This is a genomic window from Streptomyces sp. NPDC003042 (genome assembly GCF_053591315.1).
In genome coordinates, this window is sequence record NZ_JBSFTP010000071.1 from 1 (window position 1) to 22,809 (window position 22,809).

20 protein-coding genes and 1 pseudogene are annotated in these 22,809 nt (G+C 74.1%); 10 read left to right on the top strand and 11 right to left on the bottom strand.

Features of this window, described 5'->3' with window-relative positions; all coding sequences use genetic code 11:
* A pseudogene (locus ACWDYJ_RS27940) lies at positions 1–386 on the bottom strand (hypothetical protein); the annotation flags it as partial.
* A gap of 248 nt (positions 387–634) precedes the next feature.
* On the opposite strand from ACWDYJ_RS27940, the gene ACWDYJ_RS27945 reads away from it, so the two are divergent.
* From ACWDYJ_RS27945 to ACWDYJ_RS27955, 3 genes are all read left to right on the top strand, one after another.
* Entirely contained in the window at positions 635–1,336 is a 702-nt protein-coding gene (locus ACWDYJ_RS27945; protein WP_451568356.1) for a peptidoglycan-binding domain-containing protein, read from the top strand.
* Positions 1,337–1,527: 191 nt separating this feature from the next.
* Positions 1,528–2,604 (top strand): RNA ligase (ATP), encoded by a 1,077-nt coding sequence (locus ACWDYJ_RS27950; protein ID WP_451568357.1) that lies wholly within the window; start codon positions 1,528–1,530, stop codon positions 2,602–2,604.
* A 125-nt stretch (positions 2,605–2,729) separates the two neighbouring features.
* Complete coding sequence (locus ACWDYJ_RS27955; RefSeq protein ID WP_451568387.1) at positions 2,730–3,647, top strand: NADP-dependent oxidoreductase; 918 nt, start codon at positions 2,730–2,732, stop codon at positions 3,645–3,647.
* Between the two features lie 365 nt (positions 3,648–4,012).
* Here ACWDYJ_RS27955 and ACWDYJ_RS27960 read toward each other — a convergent pair whose 3' ends face one another.
* The 4 genes from ACWDYJ_RS27960 to ACWDYJ_RS27975 all read right to left on the bottom strand — a co-directional run bounded on the left by ACWDYJ_RS27960 (position 4,013) and on the right by ACWDYJ_RS27975 (position 11,135).
* Positions 4,013–6,910 (bottom strand): poly(A) polymerase, encoded by a 2,898-nt coding sequence (locus ACWDYJ_RS27960; RefSeq protein ID WP_451568358.1) that lies wholly within the window; start codon positions 6,908–6,910, stop codon positions 4,013–4,015.
* Positions 6,910–8,691, bottom strand: a complete 1,782-nt coding sequence (locus tag ACWDYJ_RS27965) for an RNA ligase family protein (RefSeq protein ID WP_451568388.1) — start codon at positions 8,689–8,691, stop codon at positions 6,910–6,912. Before ACWDYJ_RS27965 ends, ACWDYJ_RS27960 begins: the two co-directional genes overlap by 1 nt.
* An 88-nt stretch (positions 8,692–8,779) precedes the next feature.
* On the bottom strand, positions 8,780–9,274 hold the full coding sequence (locus ACWDYJ_RS27970; protein ID WP_451568359.1) for a hypothetical protein: 495 nt from the start codon (positions 9,272–9,274) through the stop codon (positions 8,780–8,782).
* Between the two features lie 40 nt (positions 9,275–9,314).
* Positions 9,315–11,135, bottom strand: coding sequence for a VanW family protein (locus ACWDYJ_RS27975; protein ID WP_451568360.1), 1,821 nt, complete (start codon positions 11,133–11,135; stop codon positions 9,315–9,317).
* A gap of 219 nt (positions 11,136–11,354) precedes the next feature.
* On the opposite strand from ACWDYJ_RS27975, the gene ACWDYJ_RS27980 reads away from it, so the two are divergent.
* The 5 genes from ACWDYJ_RS27980 (at position 11,355) to ACWDYJ_RS28000 (ending at position 15,496) form a co-directional block, all read left to right on the top strand.
* Entirely contained in the window at positions 11,355–12,362 is a 1,008-nt protein-coding gene (locus ACWDYJ_RS27980) for an NUDIX domain-containing protein (protein WP_451568361.1), read from the top strand.
* A gap of 75 nt (positions 12,363–12,437) precedes the next feature.
* On the top strand, positions 12,438–12,941 hold the full coding sequence (locus tag ACWDYJ_RS27985) for an SRPBCC family protein (RefSeq protein WP_451568362.1): 504 nt from the start codon (positions 12,438–12,440) through the stop codon (positions 12,939–12,941).
* A 116-nt stretch (positions 12,942–13,057) separates the two neighbouring features.
* A complete protein-coding gene (locus tag ACWDYJ_RS27990) occupies positions 13,058–13,792 on the top strand; it encodes an SDR family oxidoreductase (RefSeq protein WP_451568363.1) in 735 nt (244 codons plus the stop codon).
* An 81-nt stretch (positions 13,793–13,873) separates the two neighbouring features.
* A complete protein-coding gene (locus ACWDYJ_RS27995; protein ID WP_451568364.1) occupies positions 13,874–14,389 on the top strand; it encodes a hypothetical protein in 516 nt (171 codons plus the stop codon).
* A gap of 159 nt (positions 14,390–14,548) precedes the next feature.
* A complete protein-coding gene (locus ACWDYJ_RS28000) occupies positions 14,549–15,496 on the top strand; it encodes a class I SAM-dependent methyltransferase (RefSeq protein WP_451568365.1) in 948 nt (315 codons plus the stop codon).
* 54 nt (positions 15,497–15,550) lie between these two features.
* Here ACWDYJ_RS28000 and ACWDYJ_RS28005 read toward each other — a convergent pair whose 3' ends face one another.
* A complete protein-coding gene (locus tag ACWDYJ_RS28005; RefSeq protein ID WP_451568366.1) occupies positions 15,551–17,062 on the bottom strand; it encodes a DEAD/DEAH box helicase in 1,512 nt (503 codons plus the stop codon).
* Between the two features lie 547 nt (positions 17,063–17,609).
* Here ACWDYJ_RS28005 and ACWDYJ_RS28010 point away from each other — a divergent pair.
* Positions 17,610–17,813: a cold-shock protein gene (locus tag ACWDYJ_RS28010; RefSeq protein WP_451568367.1), complete on the top strand. Its 204-nt coding sequence runs from the start codon at positions 17,610–17,612 to the stop codon at positions 17,811–17,813.
* A gap of 437 nt (positions 17,814–18,250) precedes the next feature.
* Here ACWDYJ_RS28010 and ACWDYJ_RS28015 read toward each other — a convergent pair whose 3' ends face one another.
* The 3 genes from ACWDYJ_RS28015 to ACWDYJ_RS28025 form a co-directional block, all read right to left on the bottom strand.
* A complete protein-coding gene (locus tag ACWDYJ_RS28015) occupies positions 18,251–18,445 on the bottom strand; it encodes a ferredoxin (RefSeq protein ID WP_451568368.1) in 195 nt (64 codons plus the stop codon).
* 5 nt (positions 18,446–18,450) lie between these two features.
* The gene (locus tag ACWDYJ_RS28020) at positions 18,451–19,650 is read right to left on the bottom strand and encodes a cytochrome P450 (RefSeq protein WP_451568369.1); all 1,200 of its coding nucleotides are present in this window, start codon (positions 19,648–19,650) and stop codon (positions 18,451–18,453) included.
* Between the two features lie 119 nt (positions 19,651–19,769).
* Positions 19,770–20,108, bottom strand: a complete 339-nt coding sequence (locus ACWDYJ_RS28025) for a thioredoxin family protein (RefSeq protein WP_451568370.1) — start codon at positions 20,106–20,108, stop codon at positions 19,770–19,772.
* Positions 20,109–20,400: 292 nt separating this feature from the next.
* Here ACWDYJ_RS28025 and ACWDYJ_RS28030 point away from each other — a divergent pair, with 292 nt between their 5' ends.
* The gene (locus ACWDYJ_RS28030) at positions 20,401–20,670 is read left to right on the top strand and encodes a hypothetical protein (RefSeq protein WP_451568371.1); all 270 of its coding nucleotides are present in this window, start codon (positions 20,401–20,403) and stop codon (positions 20,668–20,670) included.
* Positions 20,671–20,674: 4 nt separating this feature from the next.
* Here ACWDYJ_RS28030 and ACWDYJ_RS28035 read toward each other — a convergent pair whose 3' ends face one another.
* Complete coding sequence (locus ACWDYJ_RS28035; protein WP_451568372.1) at positions 20,675–21,052, bottom strand: DoxX family protein; 378 nt, start codon at positions 21,050–21,052, stop codon at positions 20,675–20,677.
* Between the two features lie 186 nt (positions 21,053–21,238).
* Positions 21,239–22,711, bottom strand: a complete 1,473-nt coding sequence (locus tag ACWDYJ_RS28040; protein ID WP_451568373.1) for a condensation domain-containing protein — start codon at positions 22,709–22,711, stop codon at positions 21,239–21,241.
* Positions 22,712–22,809: the final 98 nt, after the last annotated feature.

A 22,809-nucleotide genomic window follows, 5' to 3' on the forward strand; every position in this document is an offset into this window, starting at 1 on the left:
GCCTCGCCGCCGCTGAAGATCTGCTGGAGCGAGCCGCACGCGTCGAGCTTCTCGGTGTCGATCAGCGCCCGCAGGCGCCGGGACGGAGCGGGCTTCGCGGAAGGCTCGGCGGCCGGGCGGGTCTTGCGCGGGGGCGCGGCCGGTGGGGGCGTCGGGGTCGGTTCGGGTTCCGGCACCTCGCCCAGGGGCAGCGGCAGCGGCTGGACCGGCCGGCGGTCGGCCGCGCGGTGCCCGTCGGAGGCGTCCGGCGCGTCGGGAGTGCCGTGGGGCGGCATGGAACCACGCGAGGGGCCCGGGACGGGGGCCTGCGGCCCGGCGGAGACACAGCCGGCGCTCGCGAGGAGCGCGAGGAGGGAGAGGGGCAGAGCGGCCCGGCGTGACTGCATCCGACCACCATGCCGTAGTCCCGGCGCGCCGGGGGCCCGCGGCTCACGCCTGCGGGTGACGCCGCCCCGAGCGCTGAGCCGGGGTCGCGGATGCCGAACACAACGGATGAATGGGGTGAACCGGGCGCACGGCTTGACCGGAGTGGTCGCGGACGAAAGAGTCCGGTCGAGAACCACCGTACGAGCTGCACTTCAGGCACGGTCTTGACCGGCCGGACGGCCAAGACACCCCCAGTCGGGAGACGACCGTGTCCCAACATCCCCACGAGGGCGGGATCGTTCCCGACGACCCCTACCACCGGACGAGCCCCGCCTGGCCGCTGGATCCGACTCCGTACCCGCCGCTGCCCGATGGCGCCGCCCGGCAGAGCGGCGCCGGCCCGTCGGTGACCGTCGCCGTGACCGTCAGCGCCCGGCACCGGCGCGAGGGCCGGCTGCCGGCCGCGGCGCTCGTGGCGCTGGCCCTGCTCGTGCTGGCCACGGCGGGCACGCTGGTGGCCGTGCTGGAGGAGCCCGAACCGGAGCCCACGCGGTCCGCGCTGCCCCCCGGCCTGTCCGTGCCGCAACTGCCCGCCCGCAGCCCGGGCGCGGGGGACGCCGAGCCCACGGCAAGACCCTCGGCGCGGCCCTCCGTCTCCGCTTCGGTGTCCGCCTCGCCCTCGCCCTCGGTCTCCGCTTCCGCGTCCGAGAACGCCGCGGCCCCGGAGGCGAGCCGGTCCGCCGCGAAGCCACTGGCGAAGACGTCCGGGACGCTGCGCTTCGGGGACAGTGGGCCCGAGGTGCGCACCCTCCAGGAGCGGCTCTACGGGCAGGGGTTCACGTACGTCTCGGCGACGGGGGTCTACGACGAGCAGACCCGCCGCGGCGTCGCACAGCTCCAGCGGGACCGGGACATCAAGGGCGACCCCCGAGGCGTCTACGGCCCGGCGACGCGGGCGGCCTTCGGCTGAGCCCCGCTCGTCACCGGCCGCCGGAGCTCCGCGACGCCGCGGGCTGCTCCGGTGACGACCGTGACCCGGCGATGTGACATGTGGGCCTCCTGCGTGCAATACCACCGGAAAATGCGCTGGACCAGCGTAAATAGCAGCCACGACAGTGATCCGGTACCACTCCCCGTCCACGAAGTCCGAGGAGCCGCACCATGGCCACCCTGCGTGTCACCGTCGAAGAACTGACCGTCCACGACCACCCGAACGCCGACGCGCTGGAACTCGCGCAGGTCGGCCTCTACCGGGCCGTCGTCGCCAAGGGCGCCTACCGCACCGGCGACTTCGCGCTGTACATACCCGAACAGGCCGTACTGCCGACCGCCTTGATCGAGGAGCTGGGCCTGACGGGCCGGCTGGCCGGCAGCGCCGGCGACCGGGTCAGGGCCGTCCGGCTGCGCGGCGAACTCTCCCAGGGCCTGGTGTGCCGGCCTCGCGCGCTGGACGGGGTCGATCTCGCCCTGGCGGCCAAGGAGGGCGCCGACTTCGCGGAGTCGCTCGGCATCGTCAAGTGGTCGCCGCCCATCCCCACGAGCATGAGCGGCGACGTCGAGTCGGCCCCCGAACTGCTGCCGTGGGTGGACATCGAGAACCTCCAGCGCTACCCGCAGATCTTCGAGCCGGGCGAGCCCGTGGTCCTGACCGAGAAGCTCCACGGCACCGCCTGCCTGATGACGTATCTCGTCGAGGAGCAGCGGGTGTTCGTCTCGTCCAAGGGCTTCGGGTCCAAGGGCCTGGCCCTCCAGGAGGACGAGCGCAACCTGTACTGGCGCGCCGTACGCGGCCACGGCGTGCCGCAGGCCGCCGCCCGGCTCGCCGAGCGGCTGGGCGCGAGCCGGATCGGGATCTTCGCGGAGGTCTACGGGGCCGGGGTGCAGGACCTGCCGTACGGAGCGAAGGCGTCCGTGGCCGACGCGCCGCCCGGCTACGCCGTCTACGACGTGTCCGCCGAGATCGACGGTCACGTGCGCTGGCTGAATCCGGCCGAGGTGCTCCCGGACGGTGAACTTCCCCTCGTACCAAGGCTGTTCGAAGGCCCCTATGCCCTGGAGACGGTCCTGGAGCTGGCGAGCGGCCGGGAGGGCGTCTCGGGGCGGAGCCTGCACCTGCGCGAGGGAGTCGTCATCCGGCCGGTGGCCGAGCGGTACAGCCCGGTGGTCGGCGGCCGGGCCATCGCCAAGGCGGTCAGCCCGGCCTATCTGACGCGCAAGGGCGGCACGGAGTACGAGTGAGGTCCGGCGCGCCGTGTCCGCCCCGCCTCCCGGGGCGGACACGGGCTGTCGTGGTGGGATGAGGAAGAGGTCACAGCAGGGCTCACGGAGAGGGCGTGTACATGCCGCAGGACACCGGGAACACCATGCGGGCGATGGCGTACGAGACGTACGGCGGAACGGACGTGCTCTCCGAGCGCCGGCTGCCGATGCCCAAGGTCGCACCGGCCGAAGTGCTGGTCCGGGTCCGGTGCGCCTCCGTCAATCCCGTCGACTGGAAGATCATGGCGGGCGGGCTCGACGGCATGATGGACGTCATGTATCCGGTGGTCCCGGGCTGGGACGTGGCCGGCACCGTCGAGCGCGTCGGCATCGACACCCCCGAGTTCGCGGTCGGGGACGAGGTCATGGCGTACGCCCGTAAGGACTACGTGCACGGCGGCACCTTCGCCGAGTTCGTGTCCGTGCCCGTACGGGCCCTCGCGCACAAGCCCGCCTCCCTCGACTGGCGGCAGGCGGCCGGCCTGCCACTGGCCGGACTGACCGCCTATCAGCTGCTGACCCGCCTCGGCACCGGCAAGGACGACACCGTCCTCGTGCACGGCGCGGCGGGCGGCGTCGGCTCCTTCGGCGTGCAGATCGCCCGCTCGCTCGGAGCCCGGGTCATCGGCACCGCCTCCCCGCGCAACCACGACCGGCTGCGGGCGCTCGGCTGCGAACCCGTCGCGTACGGGGACGGCCTCAAGGACCGTGTCCTCGCCCTCGCCCCCGAGGGCGCCACCGTCGTCGCCGACTTCGTCGGCGGCGTCCTGGACGTCACCCGCGACGTGCTGCACGACGACGGCCGACACGCCTCCGTCGCCGACCCGACCGTGGTCGGTTCCGGCGGCGAGTGGATGTGGGTCCGCCCGTCCGGCGACGACCTCGCCGCCCTCGGCCGCCTCGCCGACGCCGGAGAGCTGACGGTCACCGTCGCAGAGACCTTCCCGCTCGGCGAACTGGCGGCAGCCTTCGCCCTCAGCCAGACCGGCCACACGGCGGGCAAGATCGTCATCGAGGTCTGAGCAGACTCCCACCCGCGCCGCCCGGCCCGGCAACGGACCGCGGTCAGTAGAGGTCGTCGAGTACGTCGACGAGGCGGCGGAGCGCGCGAGCCCGCCGCCTCGACACAGGGCTGACGGCGTCGGCCGTCACATCCGGCCAGAGGTATGTGCGGCTCTGCTCGACGCGCGCGACCTCGGCACGGGCCGCTGCGGAAAGCCCTGTGATCACCGGTCGGTGCGCAAGGGACGGTCCGGGCTGCCGCGCGGCGCGGACCTGCCCGGGGCGCCTACGCGGCATGGGCCCGTCGGCGGGAACCCATGCGGTGATCCTCTCGGCCGCCGGCCGCGCGCGGCGGGACGGGATCGCCCCGCCGGCCCCGGCCCGCTCAGGCCAGGTCCGGCACCTCACCGTTGGCGGCCCACGTCACCTCGACCCCCGGGAGGCCGGCGGACCAAGGGGCCGTGAGGCCGGCCAGCCGGGCCGCGTCGGGCGGGGTGGCGCCCAGGCCGATGCCGTAGCGGGCCAGCGTGCCGGTCAGCTCGAAGGGCCGGGGCCAGGCATGGGCGTCCGCGACGCCGGCCGCGGCGAGCGCGCCCAGCAGCGCGCGCAGGCGGCCCCGGGCCCGGCCCAGGTTCTCCTCGAACTCCGGCTCCGTGTCCGCCCGTACGGTGACCACCGCCCACGCCGCGTGCCGGCGGTGCAGCGGCGGGGCGTCCAGCACCCGGTCCATGGCGTCCGGGTCCTCCTCCAGCAGCTCCCACGCCGCGTACAGCTCGCGCACCAGCAGATCCCGCATGCCGGGACCCACCTGGGCGGTGCAACTGCGGACCGGCTCCGAGGGGGTCAGCACGGTGACCGGGTCCGGTTCGGCGCGGACCGGGCCGGACGGCGCCAGGCTCACCGGCTCCGTCCAGTCCCAGGCGGCCCACGTCCCGAAGAACTCCCGCCGCAGGGACGCGGGGGACAGGTCCACGGCGTCCTGGACGGTCCGCGCCGCCAGCACCGCCCAGGCCAGCCCCGGCAGGCCGCCGAACGGCGCCGCGTCCAGACCCCGGGCCCGCGCCCAGGCCTTCACCTCCAGCGCCAGCCGGGCGAACGCGGCATGCTCCGCGCCCACGGACTCCCGTACCGCATCCGCGTCGTCGAGCGCGCTCAGCGCCACGGCGGCGGCCTCGCCCAGCTCCGCCCGCCGCGCCACCGCCCGCGCCGGGTCCAGCGCGCCGGTGGCGACCACCACCAGGTCCACGTCCCGCCGGCCGAGCCGCAACCGCAGCCCCGGCACCCGCGCGCCCGTCACCACCCGCAGCCGCCCGGCCTCCGGCAGCGCCGCCGCCACCCGCTCCCGTACCCAGGAGATGCCCGGTTCCCCCGGCAGCGCCGCCACCAGGTCCAGGTCCGCCCACGGCGGCGCGCAGCCCATCGCGCGCGACCCGGCGACCCGCACCACCGCGCCGTCACCCAGCGCCGCCGCGATCCGCTCCACGATCGGCCCGGCGGGCCGCAGCGCCTCATCCCGCGCGGCCGACAGGTACGCGGCCGTGGGCGAGCCCTCCCGCGTCCACCGCACCTCGCCCGTCCCGAGGTCCACGGTCGCCCGGACCTCCATCGGCCCTCCGTCCCCACGCCGGGACAGCACCGCGAGCTGCCGGACCCGCGCCGTACGCCCGCCCCCGAGCCGAGCCGCGCACGCGCGCAGCGCCCGCTGCGGATCCCGGCTCCGCCCCAGCGTCAGGTGCGGGGTGTACCCCGTATCCTCCGTATCCCCCGTGGACCCCGCGGAGCCGCCGCGCCCCGCGCAGCCGGGGAACCGCTCCACCAGCGCCCGCCGCAGCTCCTGCCACGGCGCGTCACCGCCTTCGCCCGCCGCCGGGTCCAGCCACAGGGTCGCGTCCTCGCGGTGCCCGAAGCTGTGCACTCCTTCCAGCCGGGCGGTGAACGGCCGCTTCCCGGCCGCCACTTCGGCCAGCAGCGGCAGCGCTTCCTCGAAGGAGGACTCCGGTACGAAGCCGAAGACCAGGTTGACGTGCGCCGGCCAGCGGTCCACCTGCGGGTCGTGTTCCCGGCGCAGGTCCGCGATGTCGGGGTCGGACGGCGCCGGCCACGCCACCGCCGTCCGCGCGGTCGCCGGTACGCCGATCAGCGCCCGTCCGCCCCGCCCGTCACCCCGCTCACCGAAGTCCACCGTGGCCTCCACCCCGAAGTGGTCGGAGATGAACAGCCCGTCCGGCGCGGGCGAGTCGCCCCGCAGCGCCGCGGCCGCTACCCACGCGGTGGAGGACCGCAGCAGGATCCGGTCGAGGCGGCCCGCCCGCCCCGACAGCGAACCCACCGCGGCCAGCGGATTGGCGCCGGGATCAAAGGTCGGCGTGTCGTCCGCCGCGCCGTGTACGTCGTTCCACGCGTCCCGCATCCCCAGCGCGGCGGCAGGTCCCCCGGCCCCGGAGCGGCCGTCGTTGAAGTCGCCGAGCAGCGCGAGCCCGGCGTCGACGCCGCTCAGCCCGTCGGCGAGGCGCACCAGTTCGCCCGCCCGCAGGTCGGCGCCGTTCTCGGTGTGGTCGCTGGTCAGGTGTGTCGCGGCGACGACCAGCGGCCCGGCGGCCGTGTCCACGGTGACGGCGGTGACCGCCTTGTGCGGGCCCAGCCGGTGCGCCCCCGCCTCCCGCACCGGCAGCCGGCTCAGGATGAGCAGCCCGCTGTCGACCACGTCGGCGCCGTCCGGATCGGTGCCCAGGGTGTACTCGGCCCGTACCCACGGCGCGGCCATCAGCAGGGACAGCAGCGCCGGTTCGACTTCCTGGAGCGCGATCACATCGGCGTCGGCCGCGGCCAGCTCGGCCAGCAGCATCGGCCTGCGCCGGGCGGTGGAGATGCGCGCGGCGTCGTAGCGGTCCCACAGCGTGTTCCAGGTCAGCAGCCGCACGCTCGCCGGGCCCTGGGCGACCGGCCCGGCCTGCACCGGCCGCCACGCGCCGACGCCCGACGGGTCCCACGCGTGCGGGGTCCGGGCGGTGAAGAAGGGGGAGCCCAGCAGCCGTTGGTCGCGTACCCGTCCGGCCCGCGTGGTGTCGATCCGGTCCACACCGGTGGCCCGGTCCCACACCAGCTCGCCGTCCGCCTCGACGAACAGCACCCGGTGCCACGGGATGTCGCCCCCGGGTACGAAGGAGGGCAGCGGGATCCGCTTGGGGGCGGCGCCGCGCTGGAGCAGACCGAAGGTGAACCGCGCCGGATCGAAGCGGGGATCCCAGCGGACCTGGTGGTAGAGCTCCTCACTGGTACGCATCAGACGTCCTCCGCCTCGTCGTACGGCGCCAGGCCGCCGGCCGTGTCCTCGACGGCGCCGCTCGCGCCGATGTACCAGGTCCGGTGTGCCTGGCCCGGATACGGCGGGCTGAACCGGCGTAGCTGCGCCGTCAGGACGGGCGCCGGTACGGGATGCGGGCGCACGGCGTTGCGCCGCACCAGCTCGGCCTCCTCGACGATGACCACCGCGTGCGTGACCAGCGCGTCGCGGCGCCGTGCGACCGCCCCGGCGAGGCCGCGCTGCTGCTGGGTCAGGGAGGTGGCGTCCCACACGACCGTGCCACCGGCGGCCAGTGCGCGGTCCAGCCGGTCCAGGCCCTCGCGCAGCACCTCCGGATTGGCCCGCTGGTCGGCGCGCGAACCCCGGGCGGCGCGCAGCTCGTCGAGCCCCACGTACGCGTCGACGCCCGGCAGGCTCCGCGCCCAGGTGCTCTTGCCGCTGCCCGAGGGCCCGCACAACTGCACCAGCCGAGGGAAGGACTTCGCGTCCCGCCAGCGCCAGGTCGCGGCCACCGCCTCCTCGGCGGTGGAGATCCCGCCCCGGCCGAAGGCTTCGCGGGCCTCGGCCCAGCATCGGTCGGCCGCGTCCTCGTCCAGCCCGCCGATGGCCCCGAGCGCCTCGCGGAGCCCGGTGCGCAGCGGCTCCAGCGGGTCCGCGCCGAGCAGCCCCGCCTCCTCGGCGTACAGCGCGGACCACTCCACGCACTCCCGCGCCTCGGTGGCGTCCGTGTCGTCCGCGCTGCCCCCCGGCAGCTCCGACGCCAGCGCGTGCAGCACCCCGAGGTCGGCTGCCGACGCGATCCGGACCAGCCCGGCCCGCCGCTCCGCGTCCGGGAACGGCCGGCGCAGGGCCGGGTACAGCCCGACCAGGTCCGCCACCCGCCGGGCCGTCCGCATCCCGAGCGGTCCCGCGCCCAGCCGCGCCGCGAGTGCGGCCCGGGGCTCGCGGTGCAGCGCGGCGGCCAGGATCCCGGTCAGCCGGGCTTCCCCGGTCCGACCCGCCCCGTCGAGCCGTGCGGCGACCTCGGCGACGGCGTTCTCCGCTTCTGGTGTGGTCCGCGGATCCGGCCCAGGCGTTCCGAGTGCGCCCAGCAGCCCGGCGACGTCCGGCGCGGAGCCGGAGCGGACCGCCCACAGCGGCGCACCCGGCCCGAGCCCGTTCGCGACGACCGGCGCGTACATCCAGTGGGTGTCGGTCCGCACGTGGCCGCCGCGGACCCACTTGGCCACGTACCGCCCGAAGTCCGCGCGCTCGAAGCCCGCCGTCGTCCGTACGACGTAGCCCTCCTGGCGGGTGGTGTCCAGCCGCAGCTTGCGCAGCGCCCTCTCGTCGTAGATCCCGCGCCACAGGACGCGCGGGGCGGGGACGCCGAGCCGGCGCAGGAAGCGTACGGTCCGGTCCCAGCCGAGGCAGTGGTCGCCGTCCCACACCGAGAAGCCGTAGAACCAGCTGTCGAGATCCTCGTAGGCCAGGGAGTGGCGGGCGTAGAGGTTCTCGCCGCACACGCGCGTGCCGGCCGGAATCCCGGCGCCGATCCGGCCCTGGAGGCCCTTGACCCAGGCTCGCGAGGGGTGGTGTCCGGAGTCGAGGGAGCGTGCGTGGAGGCCGTCGGCGTACAGGGTGGTGTTCTCCCCGTCGAGCTTCTCGGTGACGACCACCTCCCGCCCGGCCAGCGCCGATGGACCCGAGGCCCGTACGTCATCGGCCGTGGCGCCGGGGGACCAGGGCAGATGCGCCGTACGGGGGTAGTGCGTGCGCATGATCGGCTCCAGCTCGGCGACGGGGTGCCCGGTCACTGTAGGTAATCCAGACCGGACCACTCCACCCCATTAACCCTCGCCGGGAGCCTCAGCGGCACAGGGCGACGATGGACGGGTGCACCGTGCCCCGGGCCGCCTCGCACAGGGCTGCCATGTCGTACGTGCGCTGCGGCGCGGGCCGGACCGGGGTGCGTACGGGCTGCTCCCGCCCCCGGGACTTCGCGGCCGGGGCCCGGCGCGCCGGCTGGGGGGCGACGGCGCGGCGCTGCGGCCGGTCGGCGGCCTGGCGGGGAGCGGCGGGCAGCGGCGCGGCCCGGCGGGGCTCGGGGCGCCTGCTGTCGGCCGGCGGCGGAGCCGGTGGTGATCCGGGTCCCGGGCCCGCCGTCGGGGGCGGATCCCCGGGCAGCGGCCCCAACGGACCGGCCTCCACCGCCGGTTGCCGTGGCTGCGTTCCGGGACCGGCCGGCTCCAGCCGGGGCGCTTGCGCGGGCCCCGGCGGCCGGACGGTCACGCACCCGGTGGTGGCCGCCAGCATCAGGGCGGCGAGGATCAGGGACAGGGGCAGAGCCCGGTACGACTGCATCCGCCCACCCTGCCGTACCGGACCCCGGCAGGGGCCCCGCTCACCCGGACGGGTGAGGGAGCGGGGAAGCGGCCGGAGCGGGAGTCTCGTTGCAGGTGACGGTGTCGCGCGGGGTGTAGCGGGTCTTCATCGTCTCGCGCTTCACCTCCTGGCCGCCCTTGACGAAGATGCGGTCCACGGCCACGTCGAATCCCTCCAGCGGCGTCTGCGGCACGCACTCGGGGCCGCTGCCGACGCGCTCGGCGGGCTGCTTGACGTTGGTGCGGGGGCCCTTCACGGCCTTGACCTCGTCGTACTTCTTCGTCCCGAGGAAGGTGATGGTGACGGATGTTTCGGTGGCTTCGGCCTGGATGTACAGGGCCTTGCCCGAGTCGTTGGCGAAGCGCAGGTCGAGGCTTCCCCAAGCGACGGTGGCCTCGCGGCCCTCCGGGTAGCGCTCGATGTAGAAGGAGTGGGCCCCGTACTCCAGGGGCTTGACGCCGGCGAAGAACATCGCGTTGAAGACGGTGGTCGCGACGGCCGAGACACCGCCGCCCGGCGACTTCTGGTACTGGCCGTTGTTGATCATGATGCCCTCGACGAAGCCGTTCTCCTTCGTCCGCTCGCCGACCCGCTTGTTGAAGCTCCACGTATCCCCGGGAAGGACCAGCGAGCCGTTGATCAGCTCGGCGGCCCGGCCTATGTTCGTCGTCCGGTACGCGGCCTGCTCGAACGGCACGGTGAACGAGGACACCCGCTCCTTGATGCCGAGCCGCCGGACCGACTCCCGGGTGAGCCGGGGCTGGACCGTCTCGGTCGCGACCCCGCCCGTACGGGCCGCCGCGCCCTCGCCGGTCAGCAGGGGGAACACGGCCTTGCCCAGCGCCTCGGCGGTGATCTCGCGGCCCGCCCGGCCGTCCTCGGCGACCACGACCTGCCCGCCGTCGTCGGTCCGCAGCTCCGCCTCGACCGGCCCCGGGGTGGCCCGGCGCAGCGGCGCGCTGAGCGCGGGATCGGTGAACAGGGCCTTCTCGTCCAGGCGCGGCACCAGCCGGCCCTGGCCGTCGTCCTTCATCGTCAGGTGCCTGCCGAAGACGGCCGGCGCGACGGATATTCGCTCACCGGCGACGGTGAGGGTCACCGGAGCCGACATGGCCGGCTCGGCGAACTCCTTCATGGCCCGGTTCGTCTCCCGCGGTCCGACGCGCGGCTCCGTCCGCAGCACCGGCAACTCGACGGAGGTGCCGGAGACGCCGAAGCCCTTGGAGCCCGAGGTCCTGCCGGGAGTGAGGTAGGCGGCGCGCAGCGTGTCCAGGGAGCGGTCGATGTCGAGGGCGATGCCGGTGACCGGGGGCGAGAGCTTCGCCCTGCCCTTCTCGAAGGCGACGGAGCCTTCGCGGGCCTCCTGTCCGGTCTTCTGGGATATGCCGTCGAGGGCGTCGCGGGCGGTCTTCTCGTCGAACCGGACCACCGGCCGCACGTCCGGGTCGCCGGAGGTGAAGAGTCGGCCGATCACCGTCAGCGGGTCGGAGCCGGTGCGGGCGGCGCGGTCGACGGTCGCGGCCGTGTCCACGGACAACCCGAGAGCACCCGGCGCGGCCTGCTCGGTGCGATCGCCTATGCGCAGGCCGAGCGGGGCCTGCGTGGCCGGTCCGAGCTCCCGGGCCAGGGCCTGGCGGGCCTGCGCCCGGCTCATCCCGCCTATGTCGACGCCGTGCACCTTGGTGCCCGCGGCGACGTCCTCTCCGGCCAGGAGCAGCCCGGCGGCGTACAGCCCGCCGAAGGCCAGGGCAGCGGCGCCGCCCGCCGCACCGGCGACCACTGGGGCGGTCCACCGCTTGCCGGTGGCCGTGGCGGTCGCTGTACGGGGTGCGCGTCGCATCGTCGTGGTCTCTCCTCCGGCCGGTCACATGGTCGGACCGGCGGCTTCCACGCCACCAGTCCGTATCACAGAAGGTACCAAGATCCACGTAACCCGGTCATAAGCAGGTATAGGGAGGGTAAAGCGGATCAAGGAGTTGTGCCCGGCGGGCGCCGTAACCCGCCGACCGTGCCCGCTGTTGCACAGCCGGCGGGCCCACCCACGGTGAACGGAGTTCCGATGCCGCAACTGACCGACGATTCCGGACGGGCGGGCACCTGGATGACACCGGCCGAGTACGGCGCCTCGCGCGCCGCGCTCTGGACCGGGGCGGTCGTCCTCGTCACCGACTCCGACGGCCGGGTGCTCGTCCAGACGGTCGACTACCGGCCCGACCGGCTGCTGCCCGGCGGCGCGGTCGACGCGGGGGAGGCGCCCGCCGCCGCCGCGGCCCGCGAGATGCGCGAGGAACTCGGCGTCGACGGCCACTACCCGCGCGGCCTCGCCGTGGACTGGATCCCCGCCGACGCCCCCGGCTTCCCGCCCGAGATGCGGTTCCCCGGCGAGATCCTGCACGTCTACGACGGCGGCACCTGGAACCGGGACCGGATCGAGTCGGTCCGCCTGCCCGCGCAGGAGATCACCGGCATCGACTTCGCCGAGCCCGCAGACCTGCCCGCCCTCATGGAGCCGGGAGACGCCCGCCGCGCCCTGTCCGCCCTGCGCGCCCGCGTCAACGGCGCCGGACCCGCCCTGCTGGAGGACGGCCGCCCCACCACCCCCACCGCGCTCGACCGGCTCGGCGTCCTGCGTACCCGCCGCACCCCGCAGCACGGCACCTGGATCCCGGGCCCCGTCCCCGGCCACCTGCCCGTGCGGGAACACTCCGGCTGGCTGTTCGCCCCCGACGGCCGGGTCCTGCTGCTCGTCGCCCGCGCCACCGGCGCCGCGCACCTGCCGCCCGCGCAGGCCGCGCCGGCCGTCGGGGCGCTCGCGCTCGGCTACCGGTACGCGGACCACGGCGCCCTGGCCCGTACGGCGGCCCGCCTCACCGCGGTCGCCCCGGCCGCGGATCCGGCGTACGCCCGGCTGCTCGCCACCCCCGAGCAGGTCCGCGAGCTCAGCGACTGGGGCCCCGCCGGCCGGCACGAGCTCACGGCGGTGCACGCGGCCCGCGCCCGCCTCTGCCTGCCCGCCCCGCCCCGCATCCCGCCCACGGAACTCCCCGAACCGGGCATCCGCTGGTGACGCCCCCGGCGGCCGGCATCAACGGCGGCCTGGCCAATCCGGGGTTGACGGCGACCGGTCCCGCAGCATGGGGCCATGAGCGACAGCGAGATCCACTACACCCTGTACATCCAGGCCGACCCGGACCGGGTCTGGCAGGCCCTCACCGAGCCGGCCCTCACCCGGCGGTACTGGGGCCTCAGTTTCGAGACGGACTGGGCCGTGGGCTCGCCGATGGCCTGGGTCGAGCGGGGGTCGCGTACCAGTGACCCCGCCCAGGTGGTCCTGGACTGTGTCCCGGACCGCAGGCTCTCCTACACCTGGCACACCTTCACCCCGCAGTGGGCCGCCTCCGCCGGGATCGACGAGGAGCTGCGGGCCGAGCTGGCGCGCGAACCGCGCACGCGGGTCACGTACGAGATCGATCCGGTCGGTGACACCCTCACGCGGCTGACCATCCACCACGAGGGATTCGCGCCCGGCGGCACGCTCCTCGGCATGTGCTCCCGCGCCTGGCCGATGCTCGCCTCCAGCCTGAAGACCCTGCTGGAGACGGGGGCGCCGCTGCCCGAGCAGCGAGAGGAACCGACGCCGGACTGACCGGCGCCGACCGGCCGGCAGAGAGTCCGCCGGTGGAGCCGGAGGGCTGCCCCGCCCGAACAGCCGTGCGCCTCGCCTGAGATCCTGTGTATAGACCACCAATCAGGAGCGCAGCCATGGCATTTGAACACCACCGCGTCGTGATCACCGCCGCGGGACGGGACTTCGGTCGGACCCTCGCCCTCCGCTTCGCCGGACGGGGCGCCGAGATCTACCTCTCCGCCCGGACCCTCGAAGCCGCCGAACGGGTCCGCGAGGAGATCCGCGCGCAAGGCCTCGACGCGGACCGGGTCCACGCCTTCGCCTGCGACCTCACCGACCCTGCGTCCGTACGAGAGTTCGCCGAGGCGGTCGCCGCCCGCACCGACCACATCGACGTCCTGATCAACAACGGCTCCCGCTACCAGCACGGAACGGATCTGCTGTCCGCTTCCGACGAGGACGTCGTCGACACCCTCGCCTCCGGCGCCACCGGCACCGTCCTGGTGACCAAGGCCTTCCTCCCGCTGCTCCTGAAGTCGGCCAAGCCGGACATCGTGACCATGGTCTCCGGCTGCGGAGACGCCGGCCACCACCGCTCCGACGCGCACGACGCCTTCTACGCCGCCAAGAGCGCCCAGGCCGGATTCACCGAGATCCTCTCCCGCCGCCTGCGCGACCAGGGCGTGCGCGTGATCTCCCTCTACCCGCCGGACTTCGACAACCACGACCCGCTCTCGGACGTCTGGGACAGCGCCCCGCGCACCGCGAAGGACCCCCTGACCGCCCAGTCGCTGGTGGACTGCGTCTTCTTCGCCGTCGGCCAGCCCCGGGACTGCTTCATCAAGTCCTTCCACTTCGAGCAGGTGTGAGGGGGCACATCCCACCGCACCGCCCCGCCTGGCGGGACCCTGGGCGCCGCCCCTTCACACCGGTCGTGTGGAATGAGCGGTATGGGGAGACATGAGCACCAGACGAGGCAGGCGCCGGGGGGCGGCCCGGCGACGGCCGCGCCCGACCGCTGGCGCTACGCCGGGCACCTCGACCGGCTGGCGGCCGCGGCGGGAGCGGCGAGGGCGGCCGGCGAGGCCGAGGCGGTGGCCGCGGTGCTGCGCGACCCCGACCCGGTCATGGCCGAGAGCGCCGTGGTCACCCACCTCGACCGCCGGGCCGTACGACTCCTGGCCGCCGAGGAGTTCTCCGCCTGGGCCCGCGCCCTGCACGCCGTACTCGACGGCCGCGCCTTCCCGGCCCGGCGGCTGCGCGAGTGGATCCTGCTGAAGGCGGTCGCCGCGGGCGGGGAGTGGTCGGCCGCGGAGCTCGTGGCCGCCTCGGACTGGTGCCAGCGCACGGCCGCCGCCCAGTCGCCGGTCTCGTACGAGGCACTGGCCCTGCTCGCGGACTCCGCCCGGACCCGCCGCGTGCGCAATACCGCCGCCCAGCGCCTGCGCAGGCGCGCCACGCTCTGAGCGGACGTACGGACGTACGGCGTCGCGCGGACCTGACCGGCCAATTGGAAGGCCAACTCCCACAAGGGCTCGTCACAACCCGTTCGGGGGCTTATGGTCGGCTTACCTGGCCAGGTCTCAGCGTTGAACCGATGCCACCCCGCTGGAGGATGACTCTCCGTGTCGCACGTTTCACAGGCTCCCGTCACCACCCCCGACGTCGAGCCCGCACCGCCCACGCCCAGCACGTACGACGAGGTCAAGGGCTGGTTCTCGGCGTATGACCAGGTGCTCTTCGACTGGTTCCTGACCCGCCAGAACAGCGACGCCGGATCGCCGGGCGACATCCTGGAACTGGGCGCGTTCCTGGGCAAGAGTGCGATCTTCCTCGCCGGATATCTGCGGGACGGCGAGGAGTTCACCATTTGCGACCTCTTCGATTCGCCCCCGCCCGACGACTTCAACCTCGCGGAGATGCGGGGCTCGTACCCCACCCTCACGCGCCGCGCGTTCGAGGCGAACTACCTTGCCTTCCACGAGGCGCTGCCGACCCTGATCCAGGCTCCGACCTCGGTCGTGGGCGACCGGGTGCGGCCCGCGAGCTGCCGCTTCATCCACGTGGACGCGTCCCACCTCCACGAGCACGTCGTCCAGGACATCGCTTCCTCCCGCATCCTCGCCACCCCGGACGCGGTGATCGCCTTCGACGACTACCGCTCCGAGCACTGCCCGGGTGTCGCCGCCGCCGTATGGGCCGCGGTGGCCACCGGCGACCTGCACGTCATCGCCGTGTCGGCCTCGAAGCTGTACGCGACCTGGGGCGACCCCGCGCCCCACCAGGCGGCGCTGCTCAGCTGGCTGGAGGGCCGCGGCGACCTGTGGCACGGCGTGGACATCGTGGCGGGCCACCCGCTCGTGCGCATCGGTGACGAGGGCGTGGCCGCGCCGCCCGCCCCGAAGCCGCTGCGCGAGCCGGCCGAACCTGCCGGGCCCGCCGCCGCTGCGCCGGCGGCCGCCCCGCGCACCACCGTGGTCCGGCGCGGTGCGGGGTGGCGCAGGCTGGCCAAGGATCTGCTGCCGCCGCTCGTCACCCGCGCGATCGTCGCCCGCAGGCGCCGCCGGGCCTGACCTCCACCGGCTGCGGCACGGCGCCGGCCCCGCTGCGGGGCCGGCGCCGTGCCGTCACAGGCCCCTGCGGACCCGGGCCGCTCGGCGGGCCTCGGCGGCCTGCCGTGCCTCGATGGTCTTGCGCGACTCCTTGGCCTTGCCCGGCCGGCCCGGCCGCGTGCCCATGCCGCGGAAACCGAGGTCCGAACCGCTCGGCCGCCCCTTGGCGTCGGTCGGCGCGGCTCCCGCGAGCGGGACGCCGGACGGGGCCCTGGCGCCGGTGATCCGGCTCAGTGCCGCTTCGCCGGAGCGCACCTGGGTGATGGTGGGCCGGATCTTCGCGTCGGCCATCAGGCGCACGATGTCACGCCGCTGGTTGGGGGCGACCAGGGTGACGACCTTGCCGGACTCACCGGCCCGGGCGGTGCGACCGCCCCGGTGCAGGTAGTCCTTGCTGTCGGCCGGCGGGTCCACGTTGACCACGAGGTCGAGGTCGTCGATGTGGATGCCGCGCGCGGCGACGTTGGTGGCGACCAGGACCGTGATCAGGCCGTCCTTGAACTGCGCGAGGGTCCGGGTGCGCTGCGGCTGGGACTTCCCGCTGTGCAGGCCCTCCGCCCGTACGCCCATGGCCCGCAGGTGCTTCACGAACTGGTCGACGCCGTGCTTGGTGTCGAGGAACATCAGCACCCGGCCCTCGCGGGCCGCGATCTCGGTCGCCGTGGAGATCTTGTCCGCCGCGTGGATGTGCAGCACGTGGTGGTCCATCGTGCCGACCGAGGCCGACTGCGGGTCCACGGAGTGCGAGACCGGGTCCTTCAGGTAGCGGCGCACCAGCTGGTCGACGTTGCGGTCGAGGGTGGCCGAGAACAGCATCCGCTGACCGGCGTGGTGCACCTGGTCCAGGATCTCGGTGACCTGCGGCATGAACCCCAGGTCGCACATCTGGTCGGCCTCGTCCAGCACCGTGATCTTCACGCGCTCCAGGTGCACGTCACGCCGTCCGACCAGGTCGCTGAGCCGGCCGGGCGTGGCGACGACGACCTCCACGCCGGTGCGCAGCGCGCCCGACTGGCGGCCGATCGACAGCCCGCCGACGACGGTGGCCATCCGCAGCTTCAGGGCACGCGCGTACGGCTCCAGCGCCTCGGTCACCTGCTGCGCCAGCTCGCGCGTCGGTACGAGGACCAGCGCCAGCGGCCGCTTCGGGTCCGCCTGCTGTCCCGCCGTGCGCGCCAGCAGGGCGAGGCCGAAGGCGAGGGTCTTGCCGGAGCCGGTGCGGCCGCGGCCGAGGATGTCGCGGCCCGCGAGGGAGTTCGGGAGCGTGGCGGCCTGGATCGGGAACGGCTCCCGGACCTCCTGGGCGGCCATCGTGCTCACCAGCTCAAGGGGCAGGTCCAGCTCGTCGAACGAGGTCACCGGGGGCAGCGCCGGGGTGCCCGTCCGGGGCATGGCGAACTCGCCCTGCGGCCCGAGCGTCCGGGGCGTCTTGCCGGGGCTCTTGCCGCCGGACCGGGCACCCGGCTTCGTGCCTGCCTTGGCTCCGGCCTTGATGCCGAAGCGCCCATGAGCTGACGGGTTCTTCATGCAGAACCTTTCGTGAGGAGAACGGACGCGGAACGCAGACCGGGAGACGGGGAACGGGGGCGCCGAACGGCGACGAGCCGGGGCCCGTACCGCTCGGTACGGGCCCCGGCTCGTCGTACACGTCCGCACGTCCACACGTCCGCACCGGGCAAAGCGCCCCGCGCCGCAAGTTTCCGGGCCATTTTACCATCGGCCCCTACCGGGCCACGGGATCCAGCTCCCCGGACCGGACCTGGGCCGGATGGCCGCCACCCGCACCCGGCGCCGGCCGGCCGGGGTCGGACTGCCGGTGGGCGGTCCTGAGGTGTTCACCCCATGACTCAGCGTGCTTCGAGCCTACTGCTGCCTGTTCCCACCGGGAGAATCATGCGGCCCCCGCATGGCGGAGACCGAACGGCGCGGGCCCCTTCCCGGGGCGGACGGGGGCGGTCGAATGTCCGATTTACCTCGATTGGCCGCGCCTGGGGTGTGGTCCGGGTGACGGGTGGGCAGTATCGAGACGGCCGCATGTGCGGCCCGCGTGGAACGTTGAGAAGGATCAGCACTGATGGCAACTGGCACCGTGAAGTGGTTCAACTCGGAGAAGGGGTTCGGCTTCATCCAGCAGGACGACGGCGGCCCCGATGTGTTCGTGCACTACTCCGCCATCGAGTCCGCCGGCTTCAGGGAACTGGCCGAGGGCGCGAAGGTCGAGTACGAGGTCACGCAAGGCCCCAAGGGCCCTCAGGCTGAGCGGGTGACCACCCGCTAGAGCCGCTTCACGAGTCCGGAGCGCGAAAGGAAGGAGCCCCCGCCGGTGATCCGGTGGGGGCTCCGGCGCGGAGCAGGGCCACGAGCAGCCCTCCGGATCCGGTCCGCGCGCTCGGCGGGCCCCGCCGAGCGGGCCGGCGCCGCCCGGCAGGAGCAGGGCGTCGATTGCGGCGTGCACGACATCGGCGCAGGCGTCGACGGCGAGCGCGGCGAGGTCCTCGTAGTGCAGGCAGAAGGTGGCGCGGCCGACGCGGGCCCGGCGGGCCACGGCCGAGACGATCACCTCGGCCAGCCCCCGGCCCGCGCCGCACTCGGCGAGCAGCGGGCGGGCCGGGGGTCCTGGGGGCTCACGCGGCGAGCGGGGCGGTGCGGCGGGCGGTGTCCGCGTCGAAGGGCGCTGCCACAGGAACATCTCCAGCGCCAGGACGTACGCCGCCCTCAGTCCTCGCGGAAGGAGATCGCCGAGACCGGGCACGCCCGCGCCGCCTCCCGTACGAGCGCACTGCCGTGGCCGTCCTCCCGCCCCGGCAGCACCTCGCTGAAGCCGTCGTCGTCCTGGGTGAACACCTCCGGCGCGGTCAGCGCGCACTGCCCGGCGCCGATGCACACCGCGTGGTCGACGGAGATCCGCATGCCGCTCACCAGGCCACGGGGAGTTCGACCATGCCCTGGATGGTGTCTCCGGGCTTGAAGGGGATCCCGTCCGGCTCGGCGGCCAGCCGCAGGCCGGGCAGTCGTTCGAACAGAGTCCCGAGCGCGATCTCCATCTCCGCACGGGCCAGGTTCTGGCCGAGGCACTGGTGGATGCCGAAGCCGAAGGCCAGGTGGTGGCGGGTCGGCCGGTGCCAGTTCAGCGCGTCGGGCTCCTCGAACACCGACGAGTCGCGGTTGACGACGGAGGTGGAGAAGATCACCCCGTCGTCCGGGCGGATCGTGACCCCGCCGATCTCGATGTCCTCCGTGGCCACCCGCAGCAGGCCGTCGGCGATCGACAGGAACCGCATCAGCTCCTCCACCGCCTCGGACATCAGCGAGGGATCGGCCCGCAGCTCGGCCAGCCGCTCCGGATGGCGCAGCAGGGTGAAGGTGCCGAGCGAGATCATGTTCGCCGTCGTCTCGTGGCCCGCGACCAGCAGGATCACCGCCAGCGCGACCAGTTCCCCGACATCGGTCTCGCCGCTCTCCAGGCGCTGGGCGATGAGCTCGTCCAGCAGGCCGTCACCCGGATCGGCGCGCTTGCGCCGGATCAGGTCCTCCAGATAGGCGTCGAGCCGGCGGCGCGCGTCCTCGACATCGGCCAGTTCGGGGCCGCGCAGCAGTCGGCGCGACTGCCCCTCGAAGAACTCGTGGTCCTCGTACGGGACTCCGAGCAGGTCGCAGATCACGATGGACGGCACCGGCAGCGCGAAGGCGCTGACCAGCTCGGCCTCGGAGCCCAGGGCCACCATCTCGTCGATCAGCCGGTCCACCGTCCGGCGGATCCGCGGGCGCAGGGCGGCCGTCCGCTTCAGCGTGAAGGCGGGGATCAGCATCCGGCGCTGCGCGTTGTGCTCGGGGTCGTCGACCCCGATGAGGGCCGTGCGGCGTTTTTGAAGCCCCTTGAACCGCCGGCTGGGGATGGGGAAGGCGTCGTTCTGCCGGTCGGCGGAGAGCCGGCCGTCGCAGAGCAGGGCCCGCGCCTCGGCGTGGCCGGTGACCACCCATACGGAGCGGCCGTCGAAGAGGGTCACCCGGGAGAGGGGCCGGCCCTCCCGGAGGGGCTCGTAGGCGGCCGGCGGGTGGTAGGGGCAGGTTCGGTCCTGGGGGAAGGCGATGGCCTCGGACTTGGTCTCGGACATGAAAGCGACACCTCGCAGGCGATGGTTCCGTCGTGCCGGACTCCATTACATGCCTGAGGCACCTATCCCACCTATGCCACTTTCGGCCAGCCTGCCCGAGTTCACCCGCAGGGGTCCTCTCAGAGGGCGGCGTCCAGGAACTCCCGGAACTCCTCGCGGGTCAGCGGCCCGGACCGGCTCGCGACGGCCTCGCCGGACTTGAGGAGGACGACGGTCGGGGCGCCGGTCACCTCGTAGCGCCGGGTCGGACCGGGGCAGCGGGTGATGTCGGTACGGACGGCGGTCAGCCGGTCCCCGTACTCCTCGGCCAGTTCCGCGACGAGGCTGTCCATCGTCCGGCAGGCCTCCACGGCCTTGGGCCACGTACCGATGAAGTAGGCGAGGACCGGGCCCTGCGTCATGCCGACGATGAAGTCGAATTCCTGGTCCTCCAGTGGCCGGTGTACCCGACGGGCCATGGGTGGTGCTCCTCGTGTCGCGTCTGCCGTGACCGCCAGCCTAAGGGCTGTCCCGTAATCCCCGGCGGGCGCACGACGACAGCTACGGCACCTCGCCGCGTTGTCGGAGCGCCCGAATATGCCCAGTATGAGGACGCCCCTCCGCTCGGGGGCACCTCCCAGCGGTAGCTGGGGGAGATGCACCGCATCTGACGCCGTGCGCTGATCCACCGGGGATTACGGGACAGCCCTTAGGCGGTAGCGCGGTGGCCCGGGCCGCCTCGTTGTCAGTGGGGCCTGTGAAGCTGGGGTCATGGACGACAGGATGCTGCGGCGCCGGGTCTACGGCGCCGACCACGAAGACCCCGACCCGGGCCCCCGCCCGGGCCACGTGTACGGCGAGCTCGTGGGCGGTCCCCTCGACGGTCTCCTCCTCGACGTCACCGGCTGGAGCCCTCGCCAACTGGCCGAAGAGGCACGCCTCCCCACGGAGATAGGGCGCTACGGGCCGGGAGGCCGCGCCCACTACCGCCGCCGCCCGTCCGGCCCGGACCACTGGGACTGGTCGGGGGACAGCCCGTGACGGCTCAGCCCGTGGTGGCGCGGCGGCTCACCTCGCGGGCCCACAGCACCAGCGGGACCTGGAGCGGCAGTCGCGCGTAGGACACCGCCCGCACGGTGGGGGAGCCGCGCCGCGAGTCGGCGGCCATCTTCACGTTCGCCGGGAAGACACCGACGAAGAACGCCGCCGTCGCCAGCGCCGCCATCCGGCGGGTGCGCGGGTGGGCGATCCCGGCGGCGAGCGCCAGCTCGGCCACGCCGCTCGCGTACGTCCACTGGCGCGGGTTGCCGGGCAGGGAGCGGGGGACGATCGCGTCGAACTTCTCCGGCGCGACCGCGTGGGCCACGGCCGCCCCGGCCAGGAGGCCGGCGAGCAGCAGGGGGGAGGAAGGGGTACGGGGCATCGGGAGTCCTCTCGAGTGACCTGAGGCCGCGATCCTACTCGCGAGTAAGGAAGCGTCGCGGGGACCCCGGGAGACCGCCCGGTGCGCCCCGGGTGGCAGCCTGGACGCGACCACCTTCCTCACCCGCGATGCCCGCGAGCGGGACCTGCTGCCACGCCGCGCCGCAGCCCGCTGAACTCAGGGAGTTCAGGCCTGTGCGTGAGCCGCCCGCGGCTGCGGCCGACGCGGGGCCGGGAGCGCGACGGGCCGGCGGAAGCCACCCGAGCGGGCGATGTCGCGCACCGTCCGCCGCAGCGCCTCCTGGAAGTCGCCCATCGTGCGGCGGGCGGCCGGGGTGTCCACGTAGAGGGAGTTCATGTGCAGCCCGTCCGCGTCCCGCTGGAACCACGAGCAGGCCCCGTTGGCGCGCGCCGACCACACGTGGGTGGCGGGCCGCCAGTCGACGTGGCGGTCGGCGCCCTCGCACCGGCGCATGTCGATGTACGAGAAGAAGTTCACCGGGTACGGCCAGGAGCGGGCGGCGAACTCCTCGGGCGCCAGCAGCTCCCACGCCCTGACGAACGGCACGTCGATGTGGCCGATCATCTCGCCGAACCCGGCCCGGACCGAGGCCATCACCTCGGTGAAGTCCTTGCCGGGCGAGGCGTCGAACTCGATCGGCATGGTGTTGACGAACCACCCCACCGAGTTGGTCCAGACGCCGCGCCCGCGCTCGCTGACCGGCATGAACCCTCGGTAGACACCCGGGCCGCCGGCCTCGCGCAGGCACACGCCGACGGAGCCGAGCACCCCCATGAACGGCTTCGCGCCGACCTCCAGGCAGGCCTTCTCGAACACCTCGGCCTCGCCGGCGTCCAGCAGCGAGGACGCCTCGTTGACGATCGGGTACATCCGGCCGGGCTCCACGCCCAGGTCGAGCGGGAAGCGGGGGAAGAACTCGCCGTTGCGCCCGACGAAGGACTTCCAGTAGTCCAGGCGGTCGTCACCGGCGTCGATGGAGAGGTAGCGGCGGCGCTGTTCCTCGGCGAAGTCGAGGTAGCTGGGCGCGGGCGTCAGCGCCGGCTCCTCGCCGCGCCGCAGGGCCTCGTAGGCGCTCAGCACCTCGTTGACGACGATCGGCATCGACATGCCGTCGCAGACGATGTGGTCGAAGGCGAGATACACGGTCGCGGAGTCCCGGCGCAGTACGGCGCCCATGGTGAACAGCGGCCACGACAGCGTGTCGATGCTGCGCTTGAACCGCTCGACGAGGAAGCCGCGCAGCAGTTCCGCGGAGTCGAAGGTGGCCACGTCGCGGGCCTCCAGGGCGAGTTGCTCGCCCGCGAGCGGCTCGCACGCCAGCTCGCCGGCCAGTCGGCGGAACTCGCACCGCAGCACCTCGTGCCGCCGGACGAAGACCAGCAGCGCCTCGGCGAGGGCCGGTTCGTCGAGCGCCCCCTCGACCTCGAAGGTGACGGCGAGCCAGGACGCGACCGGGTCGTCGGCCGCGCGGCTCTCCTCGGCGACGGTGAAGTGCTTGTCCTGGTTGAAAGATGCCCTTCTGCCCGCCGCTTCACCCCGGTCCCGGTCCCGCGTCGCGGGCGCCGCCGTGGACCGCAACTGCCACTCGACCACTCGCCCCGGCGCCACGTGGTGCATTTCCAGAGGAAACTGCCGCATTCCGTCATCCCTTCGCCCCCGAGTCAACCCCGAGCGCCTAACGACACCCGCACCACGGAAGTGACGCCCGCTGTGTCGCCGCAGGTCGGGGCGGCCCG